The 23,708-nt window shown below is 62.6% G+C and carries 24 protein-coding genes; 13 read left to right on the forward strand and 11 right to left on the reverse strand.

What is annotated here, in order from left to right; genetic code table 11:
- Positions 1 to 390 precede the first annotated feature (390 nt).
- Together GPA25_RS21645 and GPA25_RS21650 are read left to right on the forward strand one after the other, a co-directional pair.
- Positions 391 to 1,542: a S8 family serine peptidase gene (locus tag GPA25_RS21645; protein ID WP_169262481.1), complete on the forward strand. Its 1,152-nt coding sequence runs from the start codon at positions 391 to 393 to the stop codon at positions 1,540 to 1,542.
- Positions 1,543 to 1,698: 156 nt separating this feature from the next.
- The gene (locus GPA25_RS21650; RefSeq protein WP_169262482.1) at positions 1,699 to 2,253 is read left to right on the forward strand and encodes a YgjP-like metallopeptidase domain-containing protein; all 555 of its coding nucleotides are present in this window, start codon (positions 1,699 to 1,701) and stop codon (positions 2,251 to 2,253) included.
- A gap of 57 nt (positions 2,254 to 2,310) precedes the next feature.
- Here GPA25_RS21650 and GPA25_RS21655 read toward each other — a convergent pair whose 3' ends face one another.
- From GPA25_RS21655 to GPA25_RS21675, 5 genes are all read right to left on the reverse strand, one after another.
- Positions 2,311 to 2,460 carry a hypothetical protein gene (locus GPA25_RS21655; protein ID WP_169262483.1) on the reverse strand — a complete coding sequence of 50 codons (150 nt, stop codon included), beginning with the start codon at positions 2,458 to 2,460 and terminating at the stop codon, positions 2,311 to 2,313.
- Positions 2,461 to 2,535: 75 nt separating this feature from the next.
- Positions 2,536 to 2,943, reverse strand: coding sequence for a YciI family protein (locus GPA25_RS21660; protein ID WP_211163296.1), 408 nt, complete (start codon positions 2,941 to 2,943; stop codon positions 2,536 to 2,538).
- A 58-nt stretch (positions 2,944 to 3,001) separates the two neighbouring features.
- Positions 3,002 to 3,415 carry a VOC family protein gene (locus tag GPA25_RS21665; RefSeq protein WP_169262485.1) on the reverse strand — a complete coding sequence of 138 codons (414 nt, stop codon included), beginning with the start codon at positions 3,413 to 3,415 and terminating at the stop codon, positions 3,002 to 3,004.
- A 123-nt stretch (positions 3,416 to 3,538) separates the two neighbouring features.
- On the reverse strand, positions 3,539 to 3,850 hold the full coding sequence (locus GPA25_RS21670; protein WP_211163295.1) for a YciI family protein: 312 nt from the start codon (positions 3,848 to 3,850) through the stop codon (positions 3,539 to 3,541).
- Positions 3,851 to 4,016: 166 nt separating this feature from the next.
- Positions 4,017 to 4,673 (reverse strand): HAD family hydrolase, encoded by a 657-nt coding sequence (locus tag GPA25_RS21675; protein WP_169262486.1) that lies wholly within the window; start codon positions 4,671 to 4,673, stop codon positions 4,017 to 4,019.
- Positions 4,674 to 4,821: 148 nt separating this feature from the next.
- On the opposite strand from GPA25_RS21675, the gene GPA25_RS21680 reads away from it, so the two are divergent.
- The gene (locus tag GPA25_RS21680) at positions 4,822 to 6,684 is read left to right on the forward strand and encodes a potassium transporter Kup (protein ID WP_343035039.1); all 1,863 of its coding nucleotides are present in this window, start codon (positions 4,822 to 4,824) and stop codon (positions 6,682 to 6,684) included.
- 222 nt (positions 6,685 to 6,906) lie between these two features.
- Positions 6,907 to 8,166 carry an Hsp70 family protein gene (locus GPA25_RS21685; RefSeq protein WP_169262488.1) on the forward strand — a complete coding sequence of 420 codons (1,260 nt, stop codon included), beginning with the start codon at positions 6,907 to 6,909 and terminating at the stop codon, positions 8,164 to 8,166.
- A 99-nt stretch (positions 8,167 to 8,265) separates the two neighbouring features.
- Here GPA25_RS21685 and GPA25_RS21690 read toward each other — a convergent pair whose 3' ends face one another.
- Positions 8,266 to 8,853, reverse strand: a complete 588-nt coding sequence (locus tag GPA25_RS21690; RefSeq protein ID WP_169262489.1) for a lipocalin family protein — start codon at positions 8,851 to 8,853, stop codon at positions 8,266 to 8,268.
- A gap of 177 nt (positions 8,854 to 9,030) precedes the next feature.
- Between GPA25_RS21690 and GPA25_RS21695 the strand changes: the two genes are divergently transcribed.
- The 4 genes from GPA25_RS21695 to GPA25_RS21710 all read left to right on the forward strand — a co-directional run bounded on the left by GPA25_RS21695 (position 9,031) and on the right by GPA25_RS21710 (position 12,917).
- Positions 9,031 to 9,423, forward strand: coding sequence for a hypothetical protein (locus tag GPA25_RS21695; protein WP_169262490.1), 393 nt, complete (start codon positions 9,031 to 9,033; stop codon positions 9,421 to 9,423).
- 76 nt (positions 9,424 to 9,499) lie between these two features.
- A complete protein-coding gene (locus GPA25_RS21700) occupies positions 9,500 to 10,645 on the forward strand; it encodes a rhodanese-like domain-containing protein (protein WP_169262491.1) in 1,146 nt (381 codons plus the stop codon).
- A 38-nt stretch (positions 10,646 to 10,683) separates the two neighbouring features.
- The gene (locus GPA25_RS21705) at positions 10,684 to 12,306 is read left to right on the forward strand and encodes a tetrathionate reductase family octaheme c-type cytochrome (protein WP_169262492.1); all 1,623 of its coding nucleotides are present in this window, start codon (positions 10,684 to 10,686) and stop codon (positions 12,304 to 12,306) included.
- Positions 12,307 to 12,317: 11 nt separating this feature from the next.
- Positions 12,318 to 12,917: a cytochrome b/b6 domain-containing protein gene (locus GPA25_RS21710; protein WP_169262493.1), complete on the forward strand. Its 600-nt coding sequence runs from the start codon at positions 12,318 to 12,320 to the stop codon at positions 12,915 to 12,917.
- A gap of 81 nt (positions 12,918 to 12,998) precedes the next feature.
- Here the strand turns inward: GPA25_RS21710 and GPA25_RS21715 are convergent, their stop codons facing one another.
- On the reverse strand, positions 12,999 to 14,057 hold the full coding sequence (locus tag GPA25_RS21715; protein ID WP_246266031.1) for a c-type cytochrome: 1,059 nt from the start codon (positions 14,055 to 14,057) through the stop codon (positions 12,999 to 13,001).
- Between the two features lie 603 nt (positions 14,058 to 14,660).
- Between GPA25_RS21715 and GPA25_RS21720 the strand changes: the two genes are divergently transcribed.
- The 3 genes from GPA25_RS21720 to dbpA all read left to right on the forward strand — a co-directional run bounded on the left by GPA25_RS21720 (position 14,661) and on the right by dbpA (position 18,658).
- Entirely contained in the window at positions 14,661 to 16,598 is a 1,938-nt protein-coding gene (locus GPA25_RS21720) for an ABC-F family ATP-binding cassette domain-containing protein (RefSeq protein ID WP_169262494.1), read from the forward strand.
- Between the two features lie 74 nt (positions 16,599 to 16,672).
- Positions 16,673 to 17,206, forward strand: a complete 534-nt coding sequence (locus GPA25_RS21725; RefSeq protein ID WP_246266032.1) for a hypothetical protein — start codon at positions 16,673 to 16,675, stop codon at positions 17,204 to 17,206.
- A gap of 6 nt (positions 17,207 to 17,212) precedes the next feature.
- Entirely contained in the window at positions 17,213 to 18,658 is a 1,446-nt protein-coding gene (gene dbpA, locus GPA25_RS21730; protein WP_246266034.1) for an ATP-dependent RNA helicase DbpA, read from the forward strand.
- Between the two features lie 94 nt (positions 18,659 to 18,752).
- On the opposite strand, the gene GPA25_RS21735 is transcribed toward dbpA, so the two are convergent.
- Both GPA25_RS21735 and GPA25_RS21740 read right to left on the reverse strand, forming a co-directional pair.
- Entirely contained in the window at positions 18,753 to 18,995 is a 243-nt protein-coding gene (locus GPA25_RS21735; RefSeq protein ID WP_169262495.1) for a VF530 family protein, read from the reverse strand.
- An 86-nt stretch (positions 18,996 to 19,081) separates the two neighbouring features.
- The gene (locus GPA25_RS21740) at positions 19,082 to 19,504 is read right to left on the reverse strand and encodes a VOC family protein (protein WP_169262496.1); all 423 of its coding nucleotides are present in this window, start codon (positions 19,502 to 19,504) and stop codon (positions 19,082 to 19,084) included.
- Positions 19,505 to 19,824: 320 nt separating this feature from the next.
- On the opposite strand from GPA25_RS21740, the gene GPA25_RS21745 reads away from it, so the two are divergent.
- Entirely contained in the window at positions 19,825 to 20,940 is a 1,116-nt protein-coding gene (locus GPA25_RS21745; RefSeq protein WP_169262497.1) for an S-(hydroxymethyl)glutathione dehydrogenase/class III alcohol dehydrogenase, read from the forward strand.
- Between the two features lie 31 nt (positions 20,941 to 20,971).
- Positions 20,972 to 21,823 carry an S-formylglutathione hydrolase gene (fghA, locus tag GPA25_RS21750; protein WP_169262498.1) on the forward strand — a complete coding sequence of 284 codons (852 nt, stop codon included), beginning with the start codon at positions 20,972 to 20,974 and terminating at the stop codon, positions 21,821 to 21,823.
- 69 nt (positions 21,824 to 21,892) lie between these two features.
- Here the strand turns inward: fghA and mepK are convergent, their stop codons facing one another.
- Both mepK and GPA25_RS21760 read right to left on the reverse strand, forming a co-directional pair.
- On the reverse strand, positions 21,893 to 22,453 hold the full coding sequence (gene mepK, locus GPA25_RS21755) for a peptidoglycan L,D-endopeptidase MepK (protein ID WP_169262499.1): 561 nt from the start codon (positions 22,451 to 22,453) through the stop codon (positions 21,893 to 21,895).
- The coding region (locus GPA25_RS21760) for a L,D-transpeptidase family protein (RefSeq protein WP_169262500.1) at positions 22,450 to 23,708 on the reverse strand (1,259 nt) is incomplete at its 5' end. The genes GPA25_RS21760 and mepK, both read right to left, overlap by 4 nt.

Raw genomic sequence — 23,708 nt, forward strand, 5'->3', positions numbered from 1 at the left:
TGGTTGCCGCGACACTCGGCCACCATGCGTACGGCACGCTCACGGACTTCAGGGGAGAACTTCACAGACTTCTTCATGGCTCTATCTTCTCAAGAGTTAGAGCCTCCACCAAACTCGGGGCGATTCAGGCCGCATCCTAAGGCGACAGAGGGAAGAGGGCATTTTCTCAAATGCGCGGCCGGCGTGGCCACGAATCGAGCGCAGAGCTTGCCTTGGCAGGGAGTGACGGCTTGGCCGGTTCGCGCCTATAGTTTGGAAGCGCGAACCTGCAGGAACTTTGGCGCGCGGAAATATGCCATGGATATATAAGTTATGGAGTAAGCTTTGATATGTCGTTATCGTTTGTCCGGGGTGAGCACAGCGCTCCGGCTTATCTGAGGAGTCAGCGCAATGCGAACCACAATTCTGAGAATGGCTGCCGTATCGGTACTCGTAGCGGCGGTGACGGGCGCCAATGCGCAAAGCGCTCCCGCAAACCTCGGAATTCCGGTCGACGTTCGCGATGAAGTGCGGGAAAGCTATATTTTCGTGTTCAAGGACGACGTGCCGGCGGCTGAAGCGGATCGTCAGGCCAATGCATTGGCCGGCGCTCAGGGTGGCCGGGTCACGCACGTGTATACGACGGCACTGAAGGGCTTCGCGGCAAAGATGCCGAGCGAGGCGGCAGCCCGCTTGGTCGCACGGAATCCGAGAATTGCGTATTTCGAACCCGATGCTGTGGCCTTCGCGTTTGCGAAGCCGTCGTCGGGTGGTGGCGGTGAGCCGATTGCTTGCGCAGCCCCTCAGCAAACTCCCTGGGGCATCACTCGCGTGGGAGGGGCGGCAAACGGTGTCGGTCGCAGAGCCTGGGTAATCGACACGGGCATCGATTTCGAGCATCCCGATCTGCATGTGGATGTAGCCCTGAGCAAGAGCTTTCTTCGGCGGGGCAAGACTTCTGCTGACGACGGCAACGGCCACGGCACCCACGTCGCCGGTACGATTGGCGCGCGCGACAACGGCTGTGACGTCGTCGGGGTTGCGGCCGGCGCGACCCTGGTCGCCGTGCGTGTCCTCGACAATAGCGGCTCCGGCAGCTATTCGGGTGTGATCAAGGGCGTCGACTACGTCGCCGCCTTTGCGGCAGCGGGCGATGTTGCGAACATGAGTCTTGGCGGCCCGAAGAGTGATGCGCTTAACGCCGCCGTCGTCGGAGCGGCGAAGCTGGGCATCTTTTTCGCGCTCGCCGCGGGGAACGAATCGGACTACGCTGAGTTGTATTCGCCTGCCAGTGCCCAGCACGAGAACATTTACACGGTGTCGGCAATCGACTCCGCCGACACTTTCGCGTGGTTCTCGAACTACGGCAATCCGCCGGTCGATTGCGCCGCACCGGGCGTAAACGTGCTGTCGACGAAGAATGGTGGTGGTTTGACCACCTTCTCCGGGACGTCGATGGCTGCTCCGCACGTCGCAGGCCTGCTGCTACTCGGCGCGCCGCTGCTAAATGGCGCCGCGATAAGCGATCCGGACCGTATCGCGGACCCGATTTGTCAGCGCTAAGCTTGATTGGGGTGACGGCCGCGACCGTGCGACCGTCACCCCTAGTCCTGACGACGTTCGGCTGACTGTCCTGTGGCCGCGCACTTGCCGAGGGGTGAGTGCTGCAGGGGCGAGCGCAAATGCGATCTCGCTATCTAACCTACATGACACGCTTCGATGCACCCGAAACCACCACCGAATTACCTAGCGGGCTACCAGGTGGCACTTGTCGAGAAAGTGCGGTGGCTGATCGAACAGGACCTGCTGGCCGATATCCTGCTGCGGAAGTATCCGTCCACGCATGTGGTACGCACCGACCGCGCGCTTCACGATTACGTGATGGAGCTCAAGGATGCGTATCTGCGGAACGCCGGGCCGCTAAGCAAGGTGACGTTCGACGGCAAGCTGCACGTCATCCAGAACGCCTTGGGTACGCACACCCGGATCTCGCGGGTACAGGGCACAAAACTCAAGTCGAAGCGCGAAATTCGTGTTGCGACTGTGTTCAAGGAGATGCCCCTCGAGTTTCTGCGCATGATCGTCGTGCATGAGCTTGCACACATCAAGGAACAGGAGCACGACAAGGCCTTCTACCAGCTGTGTCGGCATATGGAGCCCGACTACCACCAGTTGGAGTTTGATCTGCGGGCTTACCTCAGCTTTTTGGAAGCGACTGGCCGGTCACTCTGGTCCGGCACAAACGTCGACGTCGTCGCGCCGCTTGACAAGTAGGGCTGCAAAGCAGGGCGATGGTGCATCGCCTCGACGTGACGCGAGCTGCCCTGAATGTCAGCGGCACGCGTTTCCGGACTCAAGCGGTTTGGCACCGGCGCAAGTGTGGACGCGCTCCAGCACCATGCGTGTCAGGCCTGCGGTGATCTTCGCAGCCTCGATGCGCCTGATCGTTTCGATCGCGTAATGGGTGTCGGCGGATGTCACGCCGTGCGCTTCGCGCCGCAGCCCCGTCGTGCCGGGGCGGCGGGGACGAGGCTCATGATAAGCGCCATGCCGGGGCTACCTTTCAACCCCGACTCCCATCTCGCGAAAGCGTTCGATGGCGTCGCTCGGGCCGAAGTCCTCCAGTTCGAACAACTGGCGCACCTCAATCTCGCCCTGCTTGCCATCCACGGCCGGGTTGGGGAAGTGCCGGGTCCATTCCAGCGCCTCGCCCTTCGATTTCACCTGGATCAGCGTGTAGCCGGCGATCAGCTCCTTCGCCTCGGTGAAGGGACCGTCGATGACGGTACGACTTGCGCCGTCATACTTGATGCGCCAGCCTTTGGCGCTCGCCTGCAGGCCCGAGGCATCGAGCAGGACGCCGGCTTTTGCGAGTTCCTCATGGTACGCGGCCATCTCGGCGATGAGTTTTTCCTCGGGCATCACGCCGGCCTCGCTGTCGCTGGTCGCCTTCACAATGATCATGAATCGCACGTTAGTATCTCCTTCCTGAATGCACCGATGCACAAATGCGCAGTGAGGCTCAAGGCGCAGTCATGATCATCCACGACACGCCGAAGCGGTCGGCGAGCATGCCGAAACGCGGCGACCAGAAGGTCTTCGCAAGTGGCATCTGCACCTGCCCGCCGTCGGCCAGCGCCGCGAACACGCGATCGGCCTCGGTTTCGTTCGATACCGTAACGGACAGCGAAAAACCCTCAAAGCCGGGTTTCCCGGTGCATCGACCGTCCGAGGCCATCACCGTCGTATCGCCGATGCGCAAGTTGGCGTGCATCACCTTGTCCTCGAACCCCGGCGGGAGCATGCCGGGTTGCGGCGGTTCGGGGCTTTCCCGGAAGCGCATCAGCATCGTCACCTCGGCGCCGAGTGTGATGCGGTAGAACTCGACCGCTTCTTCGCAGCGGCCGTCGAAGAACAGGTAGGGCTGGAATTGCATGGCAGTACTCCATGGCGTTCGCGAGCGGGGCAAGCGAGCCGGATTGCGCGCTTTGACCCTCACTCAACCTCTATGACGAACGACGCCATGCGAAATCGACACGCGGCGCGAAATTTTTTCGCATCAGCCCTGATAGCAGGGACCGAACGCGCGCACCTCGACGGTCGCCCATTCGGCCGCGGGACATTCGCAGGCGATCGCGACGGACTGATCCCTCGACTCGCAATCCAGAAGGAAGAATCCGCCGACCATCTCCTTGGACTCGGAGAATGGACCATCGATCAGGGTGCGCTTGCCGTCGCGCACCTGAACGCGAACACCTTCAGTGTCGGACTGCAGCGACTCGCTGGCGATCAGCAAGCCGCGGGCTTTCAGATCCTCGCCGAAACGCAGCATCCGCACCGCGAGTGCCGGCGGTTCCTGCCGGTCCGGCAACTTGTGCGCGGTAAAAATTGCAGTGAGTCACAGGCAGTCGGAACCGAAGCGGAGTACTTCGATGTCGATTTCGTTCTTATAGTCCATTGCATCAAGAACGATGGCCGTGCTCACTGCCCACTGTCCGCGGGCGGGGCCTCGCTGCGTCGCCGGGCATCAGCGGGCCTCAGTCATCGAGGATCGCGTTAGCCAGTGCCGCGGGGTCGGACAGTGCGCGCCAGTGGCGCGCCATGTCGGCCGGTTCGAGGCTGCCGTAGCCCCAGGTGGCGGCGAGGAAGGGCAGGCCGTTGGAGTCGGCTGATTCGCCGTCTTCGCTGCGATCGCCCACATACACCGCGGCATCGCACGAGATGTTGCGGTCGGCGAGCAGTCTGGCGATCATTGCCGCTTTGTGAGGCAGGCGCGGTTCGAACATGTCGAGGGCGTACACCGCGTCGAAGTATCCGCTCCATCCCAGGTGTTCGAGGATGAGACGGGTAGGGTGGAGGCGCTTGTTGGTGGCGATGGACAGGGATCGCCCGCCCGCGACAAGTCGTGCGAGCATCTCTGCGACGCCGGCATAGGCCGCGGTTTGGCGATAGCCGGTGGTGTCGTAGGTGGCCTTGAAGTGCCCGGCAAGTTCGGCAATCAGTGCGTCGTCGGTACTGCCGGCAAGGAGTTGCAGGGTCTCGGTGAGAGGCGGGCCGACAATCGACGCGTCCACCGGGATCGCCGGTGTACGGCCGGCGGCGGCGAAGGCCTCGCGGTAGCTGGCCAGTATTGCCGGCGCAGAGTCGATCAGGGTGCCGTCCAGGTCGAACAGGACGTGCCGATAGCAGGACATGGGGGCAGGTTTCCGGTTTTGGGCCGCTATTTTACCGGGATGGTCGCGTATTCTGACAGGAGCGGCCCCGCGTCGCCATCCGGAAAGTCTTGGTGATGTCGCGAACCCTGCGCGACAATGCTCGCCAAAAAACGCGAACAGGTGTCCCATTCAATCCCGTCAAGCCCTTCCGACGCTGATCGTCAGCGCCATCGGTGTCGTCTTCGGTGACATTGGCACCAGCCCGCTGTATGCCCTGAAGGAAATCTTCAATGGACACCACCCGATCGCCGTGACGCCGGAGAATATCCTCGGCGTGCTCTCGCTGATCTTCTGGTCGATCATGGCTCTGGTTTCGATCAAGTACGTGGCCATCATCATGCGTGCCGACAACCGCGGCGAGGGCGGTTCGCTCGCCTTGCTGGCCTTGATTACCGAACGCGCCAGGAATGCCGGCATGGCCTGGATCGTGACGATGCTGGGGATCTTCGCGGCGGCGCTGTTCTTCGGCGACAGCATGATCACGCCGGCGATTTCGGTTCTGTCGGCGGTCGAGGGGCTGGAGTTGATCGCGCCGACGCTGAAGGCTTACGTGCTGCCGCTGACCGCGATCGTCCTGACCGTCCTGTTCTTCGTGCAAAGGCACGGCACTGGGGCGGTCGGCATGTTCTTCGGACCGATCATGATCCTTTGGTTCGCCGTCCTCGGTACTTTCGGATTGTTCGAGATCACGCGCCACCCGGCCGTGCTGGCCGCGATCAACCCGCTGTACGCGGCCGGCTTCGTCGTCGCGCATCCGTGGCTGGCCTTCCTCGCGCTCGGCTCGGTGGTGTTGGCGGTCACCGGGGGAGAGGCGCTGTATACCGACATGGGGCATTTCGGCCGCCGGCCGATCCGCCTCGCGTGGTTCAGTTTCGTCCTGCCGGCGCTGGTGCTCAACTACTTCGGACAGGGCGCGCTGCTGCTCAATGATCCGTTGGCGATCGAAAGCCCGTTCTATCACCTGGCGCCCGATTGGGCGCTGGTGCCGCTCGTCATTCTGGCGACGCTGGCAACCGTGATCGCATCCCAGGCAGTCATTTCCGGCGCCTTTTCCGTGGCGCGTCAGGCGATCCAGATGGGGCTCCTGCCACGCATGCTGATCGTGCATACCTCGGGCAAGTCGGAAGGGCAGATCTACGTCCCGTTCACCAACTGGACTCTGTATATCGCCGTGATGGCCCTCGTCCTCGGCTTCAAGAACTCGTCGAATCTCGCCGCGGCCTACGGCATTGCGGTGACCGGCACGATGATGATCGACACGGTCCTGATCGCCTTCGTGATGTTTCTGCTGTGGCGCTGGAACATCGTTTTCGTCGTGCTCACTGCCGGCAGCCTGTTCGCCATAGATGTGGCGTTTTTTGCCGCCAACGCAATCAAGATTCCGGAAGGCGGCTGGTTCCCGATTGCGATGGGTTTCGTCTCGTTTACCGTTCTCACCACCTGGCGACTCGGCCGACGGCTGGTCGGGGAGGAGGTCGCCAAGCAGAGTGTTCCAATGCACGCCTTCCTCGCCTCGGTCGACGACGGCATCCATCGCGTCAACGGCACCGCGGTGTTCATGACCAGCACCAAGGAAGGGGTGCCGGCCGCGCTGCTGCACAATCTGAAGCACAACCAGATCCTCCACGAGCGCGTCGTCCTGGTGACGGTACAGACGACCGATTCGCCGACTGTGAACGAACTGGACCGGATGTTCCTGCACCCGATGGGGAAGGGTTTCTTCCGACTCGTCATCCGTTATGGATTCATGGAAGATCCGGATATCCCCGCTGCGCTGGCGCTGTGCAAGCGTTTCGGCCAACCGTTCGACATGATGGAAACCACGTTCTACCTGTCGCGCGAAACCATTGTTCCGAGCCTCCGGCGCGGCATCATCACCTGGCGCGCCCGTTTGTTCGCTTTGATGTCGAAGAATGCGACGAGCGCCACCGACTTCTTCAAGATTCCGACCAACCGCGTCGTCGAACTCGGAACTCAACTGGTGATTTGACATGTTCATCCCAGGCCCCCGGTGAATCGGTCGCAGAGAGGGACTTCGAACGAGAGCTTGGTGAATGTATGAGGGGAGATTCTGGCGAGGTCGTGCGTTTGCGAAGTGGTGCCTTCGAACAGAACCTGCCCAGGATGATGCTCAAACGTGTGGCTTGTACGCTGGTCCGTTTGCCCGCTCTCGGGTAGCATCGCCGGCCTTGTTTGCCCCAAATTAGAAGACATGCATCAGTTTCCCCGCGCCTGCGGCATCGACTTCGGTACTTCCAACTCCACCGTAGGGTGGCTGCGCCCGGCTGCGCCTACTTTGCTCGCACTGGAAGACGACAAGCCCACGCTACCGTCGGCCGTGTTCTTCAATGCCGACGAGGATTCGACCTCGTTCGGCCGTGCCGCGCTTGCGGAATATCTGGATGGCTACGAAGGCCGGCTGATGCGCGCGCTGAAAAGCCTGCTCGGCAGCAGCCTGATCGATGGTCACACCGAGGTGCATGGCCGCGCAGTGCGCTTTCGGGACCTGCTCGCCAACTTCATCGGCGAACTGAAGCAGCGTGCCGAGACGCAGGCCGGACGCAGCTTCGACCAGGCGGTGTTTGGCCGCCCGGTGCATTTCGTCGATGACGACACAGCCGCCGACCGCAAGGCGCAGGACACGCTGGAAGCGATCGCACGCCAGGTGGGATTCCGCGATGTCAGTTTCCAGTTCGAACCGATCGGTGCCGCACTGCACTACGAACGCTCGCTGTCGCGCGAGGAACTCGTGCTGATCGCCGACATCGGCGGCGGCACGGCGGACTTCTCCATCGTGCGCCTGTCGCCCGAGCGCGCCAGGCGCGACGACCGCGGCGAGGATTTGCTCGGCAACGCCGGCATCCATATCGGCGGCACCGACTTCGACCGCGCGCTGAGCCTGGAATGCGTGATGCCCTTGCTCGGTTACCGCGGCCAGATGAAGAACGGTGCGGAGATTCCGTCCAGCATCTTCTTCCAGCTCGCGACTTGGCACACCATCAATTTCGCTTACAGCCGTCCGGTGTGGACCGATCTGCAGCACATCTACCGCGACGCCACCGCGCGCGAGGAACTCGATCGTCTGTCCAGGCTGGTCAGCCAGCGCGAAGGCCACTGGCTGGCGCTGCAGGTGGAGCAGGCGAAGATCGACCTATCCGCGGTGCCGATCGCGACGCTGCAACTTGACCGACTCGCCCCCGGCCTCACGCATGCAATCACGAGCGAAGACTTCACCCAGGCGACACGCGCGCTGGTCGAGCGGGTCGGCATCTGCGTCGGCGCACTGCTCGATGAGGTCGGGGTAGGGCGCGACCAGATCGACACCATTTACTTCACCGGGGGCGCCAGTGGCGTGCCCCAACTGCGCGCCCGGATCGCCGCCGAATTGCCCGCCGCGCGCAGCGTGGAAGGCGATCTGTACGGCAGCATCGGCGCGGGGCTCGCAGTGGAGGCTGCGCGGCGGTACGGATGAGTCGGGCGATAGCCGCTGCCGGCGAAGACCACGACTTTTCATAGCTGCTGAATCGACTGCCTGCCGCTGCGGCGGTCAAGTTCGACCTGAACCTCCGTGTCAGGGAGCCTTGGCCGATGCCGCGATGTCATCGCGTGTGTGTTCGACCCAGATAAGCCGCTCCGTATCGAGGCCGAGTTGTTTGGCCTTGGTCACGAGCTGTTGGCGGATGTCGGGAGCAAGGACTTTGTCGCGTGACAGGATCCACACGTAATCGCGGTTCGGACCGACCACGAGCGCCCAGCGGTAGTGCTGCCGGTCAAGTTCGGCGACGTGGTAGCCGCCGTAAAACGGCCCGAAAAACGACACTTTCAACGAGCCGCGCGTCCGCTCGCCGATGAAAATCGCGCGTCCCACGGCCTCGCGCCATGCGCCCTTCTTGATGTCATATCCCCGGTTGACGACTTCGACGCTGCCGTCGGGTTTTGGCCGGTAGTTCGCCGAGACGTCGGTGAGTCCGCGTTCGAAGGAATGGTCGAGGCGGGCGATCTCGTACCACTTGCCGAGATAGCGATCGATGTCGAAAGGCGACACCGGGTTAATGCCGTCGGGGACTGTCGTACACGCTGAGAGGACGAGCGCGAACAGAAGGAATAGGGCCGTGCGCGCGATATGCGTATCGACCTGCGTGGAGAGGGAACTTGGCATGGATGGGACGCCTATTTGATTTATGTCATAAGAACATAAGAATTTAATGATTCATTGAAATCGTGCGAGTAATATTCAAACAGGATTTCCAGTGCCCTCAAGCGCCCCGGCTTCGAGAACGGGGACTGGGCCGAGCTTGAAGGCGCAGACATATTCCGTTAAGAGGAGCGTCACGCCATGAAAAGCCGTCAGTTGTTGCTAACCGCCTTGACCATCGGGCTCCTCGGTTTGAGCTGCGGCGCCGGGGCCTACGATGGTGACTGGAAACGCGGTCGAGTGTACTACCGCAGCGTTTGCACTGCCTGTCACGCCGCTCAGGCCGGAGGCTCGATCGCCCCCAGCACGATGACGAAGGCGCAGTGGGACAGCTATCTGCAGGCCGATAAACATGCCAAGGGCAAGGATTCGCTGAAGCAGTACGTGGGCAAGGCCTATCGGGCAAGCATCAGATCCCAGAACAAGGCCGCGGAGAAATTTTCCGACGTGCCGGACGATGACATGTTCGAGGACATCAAGGCATTCGTCATCAAGGGCGCCAAGGATGGCGACGCGCCGGCGAGTTGCAGCTGATCGCGCGATTTCACCAAAAAGATCCGGTCGGACGATTACGCGACCGCTTGCTCACGACAATTGCTCAGGGGGTTCTATGAAATTCCATCGCACCGTGGCGATGACCGCCATGTTTGCGGCGCTGTGCGCCGCACCGCTCGATTTCACTTGCAGCGCTGCCCTGGCCGCGGATGCGCCGACCGCCGAGGCCAAGGCGGGCTGGTACAGCCAGATCGTCGATGGCGATTTCGTCGCCACACATGCCATCCTGCCGAAGCCCGAGGGCGTGCAGATCATCGATTCACGTCCGTCGACGCGGAAATACGATCCCGGACACATCCCGACGGCACTCAACATCCCCGACAGCCAGTTTGACAAGCACGTCGACAAGTTGCCGCCGGAGAAGGGCACCCTGCTTATTTTTTATTGTGACGGGCTGGAGTGCATGCTGAGCCACAACTCCGCCTTCAAGGCGGAAAAACTCGGCTATACCAATGTCCGCGTCTACGCCGCGGGCTACCCGGACTGGGTGAAAGCCGGCCGCATGGCTGCGGTGTCCATTCCGTTCATCAAGAAACAGATGGACGAGGGCGCGCCAATGACGCTGATCGACTCCCGTCCCAAAGAGCGTAAATACGACAAGGGCCACATCCCCACCGCGCTGAGCATTCCAGACCTGCAGTTCGACAAGTTCGTCGATCGTCTGCCAGCCGACAAGGGCAGCCCCCTTTATTTCTACTGCGAAGGCCTTGGCTGCAAGCTGAGTTCGGACTCTGCCGCCAAGGCGGTGAAACTCGGCTACACGCAGGTCAGGGTTGTGTCCGATGGTTATCCGGCATGGGTGCAAATGTATGGCGCCGGTCCGACATCGGAAAATGCCCGTGCAGAAGCAAAGCCGGCGATCCAGGCGGGCAAGGAAAGCGGCACGATCACGGTGGCCTCATTTGAGCGAGTCTTCAAGGACGCGCCCGCGAGTATTTACCTGATCGATGTGCGGGAACCGCAGGAGTTCGCCGCCGGCACCTTCAAGGGCGCGGTGAATTTGCCGATCAACACCCTCGAAAAGCGCATCGACGAACTGCCTACCGGCAAGCCCATCGTGTTCTTCTGCGGCGCCGGCGGCCGCAGTGGCGAGGCGCATGACATGGTTCAGCTGTACAAGCCGGAACTCAAGACCTATTTCCTTAACGCCGACATCAAGTGGACCGCGGAAGGCAGCTACACGATCGTCGAAAAGAACTAGAAGAACGCTTGTAAGCCATTATTCCCCGGGGGTTCGCCATGAAGACGTCAAGCTTCACTCACCTCGCCCGATGCCGGGTTAGACGCGCGGCCTTGCTGGCCGCCGTGCTGCTCGGTGGCGCGATCCAGGGCGGCCATGCGCTGGCGGCCAGGGCCGAAAGCACCGCCGATCACAGCAAGTTCAAGGAGCTGCAACAGGCATTCAGCTCGGGGCCGGAAGTCACCCAGGCCTGCCTGAACTGTCATACCGAAGCATCGAAACAGGTGCATCGCACCAAGCACTGGACCTGGGAGTTTCTCAACCCGGCGAATGACCAGAGGCTTGGCAAGAAGAACGTCATCAACAACTTCTGCATTTCGGTGCCGTCGAACTACCCCTTCTGCACGAGCTGCCATGTCGGCTACGGCTGGAAGGACGCGAGCTTCGACTTCAAGTCCGAGGCCAATGTGGACTGCCTGGTATGCCACGACACCACCGGCAGTTATCGCAAGCTGCCCGGCCTGGCAGGCCACCCGCCCTATCAGGACACCGAAATCCCGCCGGGCTCGGGCAAGATCGCCCGGGCCGTCGATTTGACGAAGGTTGCACAGAAAGTCGGCAGGACCAGCCGCGACACCTGTGGCGCCTGCCATTTCTTCGGCGGCGGTGGCGATGGCGTCAAGCACGGCGACATGGACTCGTCGCTGGCCGCGCCGGACAAGGAACTCGACGTGCATATGGATGCCACGGGACTCGACTTCACCTGCGGCACCTGCCACCGGACCTCCAGCCATGACATCCCCGGCAGCCGTTACACGCCGGTGGCGCGGGACACGGAAGGCGCCCACGTCCCGGGGCGGGAGGATCGCTCCTTGCCCGCCACCTGTCCGGCCTGCCATGGCCAGACCCCGCACAAGGGTAACGGCCCGGCGGCGAAGCTTAACGACCATACCGACACGGTCGCGTGCCAGACCTGCCACATTCCGGCGATCGCCCGCGGCGGCGTCGCGACGAAGATGAGCTGGGACTGGTCGACGGCCGGCCAGTTGGGCCCGGATGGCAAGGCGATGATGAAGAAGGATGGCGACGGACGGGTCATCTACGATTCGAAGAAGGGCGACTTCGTCCTCGGCGAAAACGTCATTCCCGACTATGCCTGGTTCAACGGTGACGTGACCTACACGCTGCTCGGTGACAAGGTCGACAAGAACGACGCCGTGACCCGCATCAACACGCTGGGTGGCAGCGCCGGCGACGGCAGGTCGCTGATCTGGCCGATGAAGGTGTTCCACGGCGTCCAGCCCTACGATCCGGTGAACAGGACCCTCGTCACGCCACACACGGCGGGTAACGACGACACCGCCTACTGGAGGAATTTCGGCTGGGAAAAAGCGATCGATGCCGGTATGAGCGTCTCGGGTGCATCGTTCTCCGGCAAGGTAGATTTCATCAAGACCGAGATGTCGTGGCCGATCACCCACATGGTCGCGCCCAAGGAGCAGGCGGTCCGCTGCGGCGAGTGCCATAGCAAGGGCGGGCGCCTGGAAAGGATCGAGGGAATCTACATTCCGGGACGTGACGGCAACCGGTTGATTGATCTGCTGGGCTGGCTGATGGCCGGTGGCGCTCTGGCCGGTGCATTGATTCACGGTGGCCTGCGCCTGCTACGGCGCGATGCCTGAGGGGAAAAACCATGGAACGCATCTACATCTTCAAGCGCTTCGAACGCTTCTGGCACTGGTCCCAGGCACTCCTCATCATCCTGATGATGGCGACCGGCTTCGAGATCCACGGCACTTACACGCTGCTGGGCTTTGGCAAGGCCAGCCAGTTGCACACCAACGCAGCGTGGGTACTGATCGCCCTGTGGGTGTTCGCGATTTTCTGGCACTTCACGACCGGGGAGTGGCGGCAATACATCCCGACCACCGACAACCTGCTGGCGATGATGCGTTACTACCTGAGCGGGATCTTCACGCATGCGCCGCATCCGTTCCGCCTCACCCAGCTGCGCAAGCACAACCCGCTGCAGCGAATGGCCTACCTCGGCGTAAAGCTGCTGATCAACCCGCTCATCTGGATCAGCGGGCTCGTCTACCTCTACTACAACGACCTGAACGCCGCGGGCTACGAGGTGGAACTGGGCACGATCGCGTTGTTCCACACGATAGGCGCATTCCTGATGCTGGCTTTCTTCGTCGTGCACGTCTACATCATCACCACCGGCCATACCTGGAGCAGCCACCTCAAGGCGATGATCACCGGCTGGGAAGAGATCGAAGACACGAAGTAGCCACTGAGCGACTTCGCTTACAGAAGAAGGTGGCTGCCACCGCACAAGGTGGCAGCCCCCCATTGCTCTCGTCGGACGTGTTTACCTGCTTGCCGGTGCGGCTGGTTGCGCCTGGTCCGACGTGCGCTTTTCGGCCGTCTGGCGGGCCATGTCGGCCAGCGGCGGGAAGGGCCCGTACTTGTGCTGCTCCGCTGACGCGCCATCGACATAGGGAGGGAAGGCCGCATCGATGGGCTTGTTCCAGCGCGCCGGGAAGTCCCGTTCCAGGCTGGCTTTCACCGGGCGTGGCTTGGAGACGATATAGCCAGCGACGTCGAAGGCTTCGTCGTCCGAGAGCACGGGGGCGGTGTGGTTTGTACCCTGGGGCATGTTGTGCTTGATGAAACGCATGGCGGTCAGGATGCGGTTCATGCCAGCGCCGTCATTGAAGGTGTCGGGGCCCCAGAGCGGCGGGAACACATACCCCTGGGCGTCACCCTTGACGCCGACGCGCTTGCCCTCGCCATTTTCGCCGTGGCAGACCTGACACTGTGCCTTGAAGACCGCTTCGCCGGCGACCAGGTCGGCGCGGCGATTGGGTGCCTTGCTGGCTTTGGTGCCGCTGCCCTCGAGTTTGGCTCCCACCGGGATGCCGCGCGAGAGGAAGTGGATATACGTGGTGAACGCTTTCATCTCGGTGGAATCGAGCGGCAAGACCTTGCCATTCATGCTGCGCTCCATGCAGCCATTGATCCGCTCCTCGACAGTGCTGATCGCATCCTCGCGGGCTCGATACTGGGGAAAGGTCGATGTGACCCCCACCCAGGGAATGGCAAAGGGTTTGGTGGCGTTTTCCTGGTGACAGGAGGTGCAGGCGAGGTTATTACCCGTGTAGCGCATCTTGTCGTTCTTGACCTCGGGTCCGAGGTGAGCGTAGGTGCGGGTGGCCAGTTCATGGCCGTAGCGGACCAGTTTGCCGTATTGATCGTCGGGAAGACTCTCTATGCTGGGGGCCGTGCGGTCGAGCAGGTTGAACTTTGCCTGGGCTGCATCGGCTGGGCCGGGTGTCTCTGCAGCCCGTGTCTGGGCATGGGCATAAGAGCCCCAGGTCAGGGCGAGCATCAGGGTCAAGGGCAGGGCGGGGAGATGGTGGAGATGCATGGCATCACTCCTATAGTTATCGGTACGATTTCATGAAACGTGCTCGTAAATTACAATATAAGTAAATACTTAATAAGTATAGTAAACCCTAGGCTTGTGCGTCGCTCGCTGCGCGGCACGAAAAGCGGCGCGTTGTGCGTCGCGATCCCGGGGGATGCGCGAGTTCTGGCAGGCTTCGATGGCTTCGGAAACACGACCCGCGGCAAAGGGTGAGTGTGGTCGACGCCTTGTCCGGTCGAAGCAGGACAGGATCCGTGGCGTGCGACAGGGCGAATTGCGCCAAGGGTCTCCTGCATTGCTGCGATCCTTTTGGCAATTTCGCGCCTGCGGGTCGGAAATCCCTGATAGACGCGCGTTACCATAACTGGAGATACTTGGCACCTTGCCGTAGAATTGCCTATCCTTCGGCCGCTCCGATCCACTTGGCGCATGGCACAACGACACCGAAAGTCGTGCCGGTGTGCCGCTCTGCCATTGCGTGCACGACCGCGCGCATGGCGACCGAACGGTGGATTTCCGCCGGGACGTCCGTCTCATCCTCATTAATCCCGAACACTTCCTGTTGCTCACTGTTGCGGGACAAACCACTGGAGTTTCACCCGCATGATCACCCTCAAGAGCGTCACCTTGCGCCGCAGCGCGAAGGTGTTGCTTGATAACGCTTCCGTTACTCTGAATCCCGGCGAAAAAGTCGGTCTGGTCGGGCGCAACGGCGCCGGCAAATCGACGCTGTTCGCTTTGCTAAATGGCACGCTCCATGAAGATGCCGGCGACTTCAGCATGCCGGCCCAGTGGCGTATGGCGCAGGTCGCGCAGGACATGCCGGAAACCGACCAGTCCGCGACCGATTTCGTCATCGAAGGCGATACCGCGCTGCTCGCCGCGCAAAAGGAGGTGCATGCCGCCGAGGCAGGCGAGGACGGCGAGCGCATGGCCTACGCCTACATGGCGTTGCACGATGCCGGCGCGCACGATGCGCAGGCGCGCGCGCAGGCGCTGATCCTGGGGCTGGGTTTCAAGACGACCGAGCTGTGCAATCCGGTGAACAGCTTCTCCGGCGGCTGGCGGATGCGACTGCAACTGGCGCGCGCGCTGATGTGCCCGTCCGATCTTCTGCTGCTCGACGAGCCGACCAACCACCTCGACCTCGATGCACTGGTGTGGCTCGAAGCCTGGCTCAAGCGCTACGACGGCACGCTGGTGGTGATCAGTCACGACCGCGAATTTCTCGACGCGATCACCAACGTGACGGTGCATATCGACAACGGCAAGCTCACGCGCTACGGCGGCAACTACAGCACCTTCGAAGACACGCGCGCGCTGCAGATGGAATTGCAGCAGAACGCCTACGCCAAGCAACAGGACAAGATCGCCCATCTGCAGAAGTTCATCCAGCGCTTCAAGGCCAAGGCCAGCAAGGCCAAGCAGGCACAGAGCCGGGTGAAGGCGCTCGACCGCATGGAAAAACTCGCGCCAGTACTGGCGAGCGCTGACTTCACCTTCGAGTTCAAGGAACCGGCGAACCTGCCGAATCCGATGCTGGCGATGGAAAATGCGTGTTTCGGCTACCCGCCGCTGGACGATGCGCCGGCCGGTTCGCCCCCCACGGTAATTGTGCATGACGTGAACAAGTCGGTGATGGCCGGTGAGCGTATCGGCATCCTCGGCGCCAACGGGCAGGGCAAATCGACACTGGTGAAGACGGTCGCGCGTGCGCTGGCACCAGTCAGCGGCGTCGTTACCGAGGGCAAGGGGCTCAACATCGGCTACTTCGCGCAGCAGGAACTTGACGTGCTGCGCCCCCTCGACAACCCACTCGAGCACATGGTGCGCCTCGCCAAGGAAGGTCTTCCGGCCGGGCAAAGCGGTCGTGAGCAGGATCTGCGCACCTTTCTCGGCACCTTCAATTTCAGCGGCGACATGGTCAAGCAGCCGGTGGGCACGATGAGCGGCGGCGAAAAGGCGCGCCTGGTGTTGTGCATGATCGTCTGGCAACGTCCGAACCTGCTGCTGCTCGATGAGCCGACCAACCACCTCGACCTCGCAACCCGCGAGGCGCTGGCGATGGCGCTCAACGAGTTCGAAGGCACGGTGATGCTGGTCAGCCACGACCGTTCGCTGCTGCGCTCGGTGTGCGACGAGTTCTGGCTGGTGTCGCGCGGCGGCATCGAGCCCTTCGACGGCGACCTCGACGACTACCAGCGCTACCTGCTGGACGAGGCCAAGCGCGCCCGCGAGAGCCTGAAGGCGTCGCTGAAGAACCCGCAGGAAACGGTTACGCAGGCGCCGCCGGTGGTTGCCGTCAACAAGAAGATCCCCGAGAACCTGAAGGCGCTCAAGCGCGATCTGGGCAAGCTGGAACAGACGATCCTCGACCTGCAGACGAAGAAGCATGCGCTCGAAGCGCGTCTGGCGACGTCCCTGCCGCCACAGCAGATCGGCGAGCTCGGGCTGGAACTGCAGAAAATCGACGAGGGGCTCAGCGCCCACGAAGAAAACTGGCTGCTGCTATCCGAGCAGATCGAAGCGGCGACGCTTTAATTGCGAGAGACTTTCACGAACGAAGAGCCGATTGCGGCCGGTGTCTGCAACAGATCCGGTCCCGGACGCGAAGATTGCCCGCGCTGTCGGTGCTTGTTCCGCAGGTATTCAAAGGAAATTCGATGCACCCGATTCACGATGTTGATGTAATCCTGCTGCTGGCCGTTGCGCTTGCTTCAAAGAGACGGCCGGCGGAACTTGTCGAGATCATGGTCGCGGTCGATCTGATTCATGGCTCGATTCCGCCGGAATCGAAGGTGGTCGAGGCGTTTCATCGGCTCTCGACGCATGGCTTGCTTCGCGAGGAGGAGGGCCGCTTCTCGCTGACCACGGATGCGCAGAGCATCATGGCAGGGCAGCCCAGGAAGGCCGACATGGCGGACCGCATCTTCTGCATCAAGGAGAAGCTCGCGTCGTGGAACCCCAAGGCTGAGCAAACACCCATCGTGCTCACCGCGGAACAGCTGAGTGCCGCAATTGTGGCGCAGCGAGCGGCCGCAGCGGCCGCGGAGAAAGTCGTTCTTGTTGCCAAGCCCAAGGTGCCTGAGCTTGGCAACAAGCGCGCCGGGCATTGGCGCAAGCCGATGTCGGGGCGCGGACGGAGGTAATTGCGCATGACCGACATCATTCCGTCTTCGGTTCCGGCCCCCCTGTCGTCGCCGCCCGCCGAGGAGACCGCAGGGCGTTCATTCGCCGAATTGCCGCTGTCGCCGGCCCTGCAGGCGAACTTGCAGCAGCTCGAATACCGCACGATGACGCCGATTCAGGCCGCCAGTCTGCCGCTTGCGCTCGCCGGGCACGACCTGATTGCGCAGGCCAAGACCGGCAGCGGCAAGACGGCCGCGTTCGCGCTGGCCCTGCTTACCAACCTGAACCCGCGTCGCTTTGCGGTGCAGGCCATGGTGCTGTGCCCGACGCGCGAACTGGCCGACCAGGTGACGCAGGAGATCCGCCGCCTGGCGCGCTTCGAGGACAACATCAAGATCCTTGCGCTGTGTGGCGGCACCACGATGCGTCCGCAGATGGCAAGTCTGGAGCATGGCGCGCACATCGTCGTGGGCACGCCGGGGCGCATCATGGATCATATCGAGCGCGGCAGCCTGAAGCTCGATGCGCTCAATACGCTGGTGCTCGACGAAGCCGACCGCATGTTGGACATGGGTTTTTACGACTATATCGCCTTCATCGCCAAGCAATGCCCGGTCCGTCGCCAGACTCTGCTGTTTTCGGCGACCTATCCGGAAGGCATCGCCCGGCTGGCGCAGCAGTTCCTGCGCAATCCGCAGGAGGTGAAGCTGCTGGAACGGCATGAGGGCAGCAAGATCCGCCAGCGCTTCTATGAGGTGAAACACGAAGAGCGCCTGCAGGCCGTCGGCACCTTGCTCAAGCACTATCGCCCGGTCAGCACGCTGGCATTCTGCAACACCAAGCAGCAATGCCGTGACCTGCTGGAAGTGCTGCAGGCGCAAGGCTTCCAGGCGCTGACCCTGAACGGCGACCTGGAACAGCGCGAACGCGATCAGGTGCTGATCCAGTTCGCGAACCGGAGCTGCTCGGTACTGGTGGCGACCGACGTGGCGGCGCGCGGCCTGGACATCGCGCAGCTCGAAGCGGTCATCAATGTCGACGTGACGCCCGACCCGGAAATTCACATCCATCGCATCGGCCGCACCGGCCGCGCCGACGAGGATGGCTGGGCGCTCTCACTTTGCAGCCCTGCCGACAAGCGCCGTGTGGCGACCATTGCCCAGATGATGGGCAGCGAGCCAGAGTGGCACGGCCTCGGCTCACTGCAAAGTGGCAGTGACGCGCCGCTGGTGCCGCCGATGGTGACCCTTCAGATTCTCGGCGGGCGCAAGGACAAGATCCGCCCCGGCGACGTGCTCGGCGCGTTGACCGGCGAGGCGGGATTCACCCGCGAGCAGGTCGGCAAGATTACCGTGACGGACCAATCGACCTATGTCGCCATCGCGCGCGATATCGCTCGTGACGCGGTGCGCAAACTCGCGGCCGGCAAGGTGAAGGGCAAGACGGTGAAGGTGCGCGCGCTGGAGGGTTGATTCACCGCGCAATGTCCACCGGGCGGTGACGCGCTGAATCAAGCGCGCCGGGCGCGGAACCGTCGCAGCGAGGGCCGAGATGCAAGAAACGGGATCAGGCCCCTCGCTGCCGGGTCTTGCGGCGCAGCATATCGACATACAGCGACTCGACCTGCTCCCGTGCCCACGGCGTTCGGCGCAGGAACTTGAGGCTCGAGGCAACGCTTGGTTCGTGGTTGAAGCAGCGTATGTCGATCTGCTGCCCAAGCTCATTCCAGCCGTAGCAGGCCACCAGTTCGTTCAGGATCATCTCCAGGGTCACGCCATGGAGGGGGTTATTGGGCTGTATCACGTTCATTCATTACCTGATTACGGATGTTCGAGGTTTCGCCGGCAGCTGTTTCCGACCGGATTTTTCTCATCGCGGACGCCGGCCACTGCCGATCAATCCTGCGGCAGCAGTTGCGGGTTCCATACTACCTCCCACAGGTGCCGGTCCGGGTCTTGAAAATAGCCTGCGTAGCCACCCCAGAAGGTGTCCTGGGCGCGTTTCACGATAAAGGCGCCAGCTTTTCCGGCCTGCTCCATCACGGCGTCGACTTCTTCCTTCGACGCGACGTTGTGCCCGAGCGTGAATTCGGTGGCGCTCGGGGCGGATAGCGCGAGGCCGGTGTCGCGCGCAAGGCTGCTGCGCGGCCAGATGGCCAGCTTCAAGCCGGGCTGCAAGTCGAAGAAGGCTACCGCGCCGTACTCGAACTCCGCGCCGATAATGCCTTCCGTACTCAGGCCGAGTCCGGCGCGATAGAAGTGAAATGCGCGCTCCAGGTCGTCGACACCGAGGGTAATGACGGTCACACGAGGTTTCATGGTGGTGTGCTCCTTGAGATTGCATGCCGGGGCCAGAATCGCGGCCCAAGCGGGTGGGCGTATCGATTCAAGATAGGTCATGGGACATGGCCTGCAAGCCGCAGGCGGAGTAGTTGGGGCCGAGGTCCGCGTCACGATGTTGGTGCGGGCCGGGGTGGATTGCCGTGTCGCTGCGCTTGGTCGCGGTACCCGTCTCGATTCGATCGGCGGTCGGAGCGATTATCCCAGCGTCGCAATCATTTATTTTTGACGGCGGAATTATCGCATCGCACGCGCGAATTACACTTTGCGTTTCCCCCACGCTATCGAGAGAAAAAGTTATGACCATCAAGTCGCGCGCCGCCGTCGCCTTCGCGGCCAACGAACCGCTGCAGATCGTCGAAGTGGATGTCGAGCCGCCGAAGGCCGGCGAGGTGCTGGTGCGCATCGTCGCCACCGGTGTCTGCCACACCGACGCTTTCACGCTCTCCGGCGATGATCCGGAAGGCATCTTCCCGGCCATCCTCGGTCACGAGGGCGGCGGCATTGTCGAGGCGGTGGGCGAGGGCGTGAGCTCGCTGGAAGTCGGCGACCACGTGATCCCGCTCTATACCGCCGAATGCCGCGAGTGCAAGTTCTGCAAGTCGGGCAAAACCAACCTGTGCAGCGCCGTGCGTGCGACCCAGGGCAAGGGTCTGATGCCGGACGGCACGACGCGTTTCTCGTACCAGGGCAAGCCGATCTACCATTACATGGGCACGTCGACCTTCTCCGAGTACACGGTGCTGCCGGAAATTTCGCTGGCGAAGATCCCGAAGGACGCGCCGCTCGAGAAGGTCTGCCTGCTCGGCTGCGGGGTGACGACCGGCATCGGCGCGGTGCTGAATACCGCCAAGGTCGAGGAAGGCGCCACGGTGGCGATCTTTGGTCTGGGCGGCATTGGCCTGGCGGCGATCATCGGTGCGACGATGGCCAAGGCTTCGCGCATCCTCGCGGTCGACATCAACCCGGCGAAGTTCGAGATCGCAAGGCAGCTCGGTGCGACGGACTTCGTGAACCCGAAGGATCACGACAAGCCGATCCAGGATGTCATCGTCGAGATGACCGACGGCGGCGTCGACTATTCCTTCGAGTGTGTCGGCAACGTGAAGCTGATGCGTGCGGCGCTGGAGTGCTGCCACAAGGGCTGGGGGGAATCGACCATCATCGGCGTTGCCGGGGCCGGTCAGGAGATCAGTACGCGTCCGTTTCAGCTCGTCACGGGCCGCGTCTGGCGTGGTTCCGCATTTGGCGGCGTCAAGGGTCGCACCGAGCTTCCGAGCTACGTCAACAAGGCTCAGGCGGGCGAGATTCCGCTGGATGTCTTCATCACGCACAACATGCCGCTGGAAGACATCAACAAGGCCTTCGACCTGATGCACGAAGGCAAGAGCATCCGTACCGTCATTCATTTCTGAAGCCGGCGTGCATCCTGAGGGGGACTTATCGATGACCCTGGAAAACCTGTCCTGCCAGAAGAGTTTCGGCGGCTGGCACAAGCGTTACCGGCACCGTTCCGCGACGCTGAACTGCGACATGGTGTTCGCCGTGTACCTGCCACCGCAGGCCGAGCAGGGGCAGCAGCTGCCGGTGCTGTACTGGCTGTCGGGGCTTACCTGCACTGACGAGAACTTCATGCAGAAAGCCGGGGCGCATCGGATCGCCGCTGAACTGGGGCTGATGATCGTGGCGCCGGATACCAGCCCGCGTGGGGTCGGCGTACCTGGCGACCCGGACGGCGCCTGGGATTTCGGCCTCGGCGCGGGCTTCTACGTGAATGCCAGCGAAGAGCCTTGGGCGCGCCACTACCGCATGCACGATTACGTCGTGCAGGAATTGCCGGCGCTGATCGAGGCGAATTTCCCGGTCTCCGGCAAGCGAGGCATCAGCGGGCACTCGATGGGTGGTCACGGTGCGCTGGTGTGTGCCTTGCGCAACCCCGGGCGATACCAGTCGCTGTCCGCCTTCGCACCGATCAGCAATCCGATGGCGTGCCCATGGGGCGAGAAGGCGTTCAGCCGCTATCTGGGTGAAGAACGTTCGCGCTGGCGCGAATGGGATGCCTCCGTGCTGATCGCCGGGGCACGGGAGAAGCTGCCGATTCTGGTGGATCAGGGCGCGGACGACGACTTTCTCGCGACCCAGCTTAAGCCGGAAGTGCTGCAGGCGGCTGCCAGCGCCGCGAACTACCCGCTGAAACTAAGGCTGCAGCCGGGATACGACCATAGCTACTACTTCATCGCGAGTTTCATCGAGGACCACCTGCGCCACCACGCGCAGGCGCTCGGCGGCAGGCGTTAATGAAAAGTCCCGCGGGCCAAGGACGTGGCGTGTAGCGCGAGTCGGGACACGGGCTTGGGACGCCGATGGTTACCAGCTGCGCATGCGGCCGGTATCGAGGTGCACAAACTGTTCCTGCGGATAAAAGCCGACGCCGCCGGCGCGCAGGGAAAGCGCGGCATCGCGCAGCTCGGCAAGCGGCAAGCCCGCAATGCGGACGTCGATGGCCTTGCCCTCCATGTGCAGGCTGCGCTTTGCGACGCCACCATCGCGTGTGGTGCGCAGGCTCGTATTGGTGGCCGGGCAGCGGTAGCCGGAAATGACCTGAAAGGGCTGCTCGCAGCCCAGCACGAGCTTCACGCGGTGGAGAAGGTCGAACAGCAGCGGGTCCATTCGGCCGATTTCGCCCGAGTAGTGATCGCGCAGGAAATGATCCAGGCTGTTCAGTGCCGTGGGCACATACTGCTCGCCAATGGCGTAGGTGACGGCGAGGCTCTCTCCGGTGTGCAGATGGTCGAAGGCCAGCTGGCGGGCATCGGGCACCGAGGCCGACACCGGCCGCGCAAAGGGGAGGCAGACACTGGCGAGGGCCAGTCTGGACGTGTGACGGAGAAAGTCGCGGCGGGAATGCCTGGTCGGCGTCGTGTTCATTTATCGGCTTCAGCGTCGGTCTCTTGTTCTGCTGCGGATTGCGGGGCGTCGTTAGCAGGGCTGTTCGGGTCACGCCGGCGCAAGGCCTCGTCGAGTAGTTGATCGTGCCCGTAGATGTCCGGAAAGAAGTATACCCGAGCATCGCTTTTCACCAGCGCCGTGCCATAGGCAATCACGACCGGCAGGGGGGTGCGAAGGCGCAGCGTCGAGGATACGCCCGCTGCCATCGCGGCGAGGATGCGTTCGTCGTCCCACTCGGGATCGTCCCGAAGGACAAATTTTGCCAGCGACACGGGATCTTCGACACGAATGCAGCCGTGGCTCAAATCACGCCGTTCCCGTCGGAAGAGCTGCGGTGCCGGCGTGTGGTGCAGGAAGATATGTTCGTTGTTGGGAAAAACGAACTTGATGTCGCCCAGCGCATTCATTGGCCCGGGACGCTGGCGAATGCGCAACTGGCCGCGCATCACGGCGTCCAGACTCGCCGACGAGAGCGTCGCAAGCGCCTCACCGGTGGTGGTGACGAATTCAAGGCCCTGTTGCGCGAAGTAGTCCGGATCGCGGCGCAGCCGGGGGATCGTTTCCTCCCGCGCGATTGACGGCGGGATGTTCCAGTAGGGGCTGAACTCGATGAACCGCATATCCTCGGCGAGCAGTGGCGTGCGCGTATCCAGCGCCTTGCCGACGATGACCTTCATCTGCGCCCGGACTTCGATCCTGCCGTCGCGTATCTCGTAGGCGCGCAGCACGAACTCCGGGACATTGACGACGATCATGCGCGGTGCCCGCAACAAGGGCGTCCAGCGCAGGCGCTCGAGGTTCAGTTCGATTTGCCGGACGCGGGCAGCCGGTGAAACATTCAGCTGCTCGTAGGTAAGTCTGCCGAGCACGCCGTCCTGCGCCAGTCCGTGACGCGTCTGAAACGCCTTGATGGCGTCGATGATTGCACCCTCATAGCGCGACGGTGCGGGCGTACCCGCCGCCAGGTCGCCAAGCGCAAGCAGGCGCTGTGTCAGGATCGGCATGGCGGCGTACGCCTGTCCCGGCTCCAGCTTTCGGCGCGGCAGAGACGGCAGGGGCGTCTGCCAGAGGGCGTCGTAAACCGGGTCGTTCGCGAGCTTGCGGTAGGTTGCGAGGGCCTGGCGCAGGCGCGCATAGAGCGGCAGTGCGGGCGCTGCGTCGCGCACCGCCTCGGGCAGGCGATGTTCGGCCAGCGCCGCATTCAGGTGGGCGGCGGGGTCGAACTCGTTAGGGG

It is taken from the genome of Aromatoleum diolicum (assembly GCF_012910955.1).
GTDB lineage: Bacteria > Pseudomonadota > Gammaproteobacteria > Burkholderiales > Rhodocyclaceae > Aromatoleum > Aromatoleum diolicum.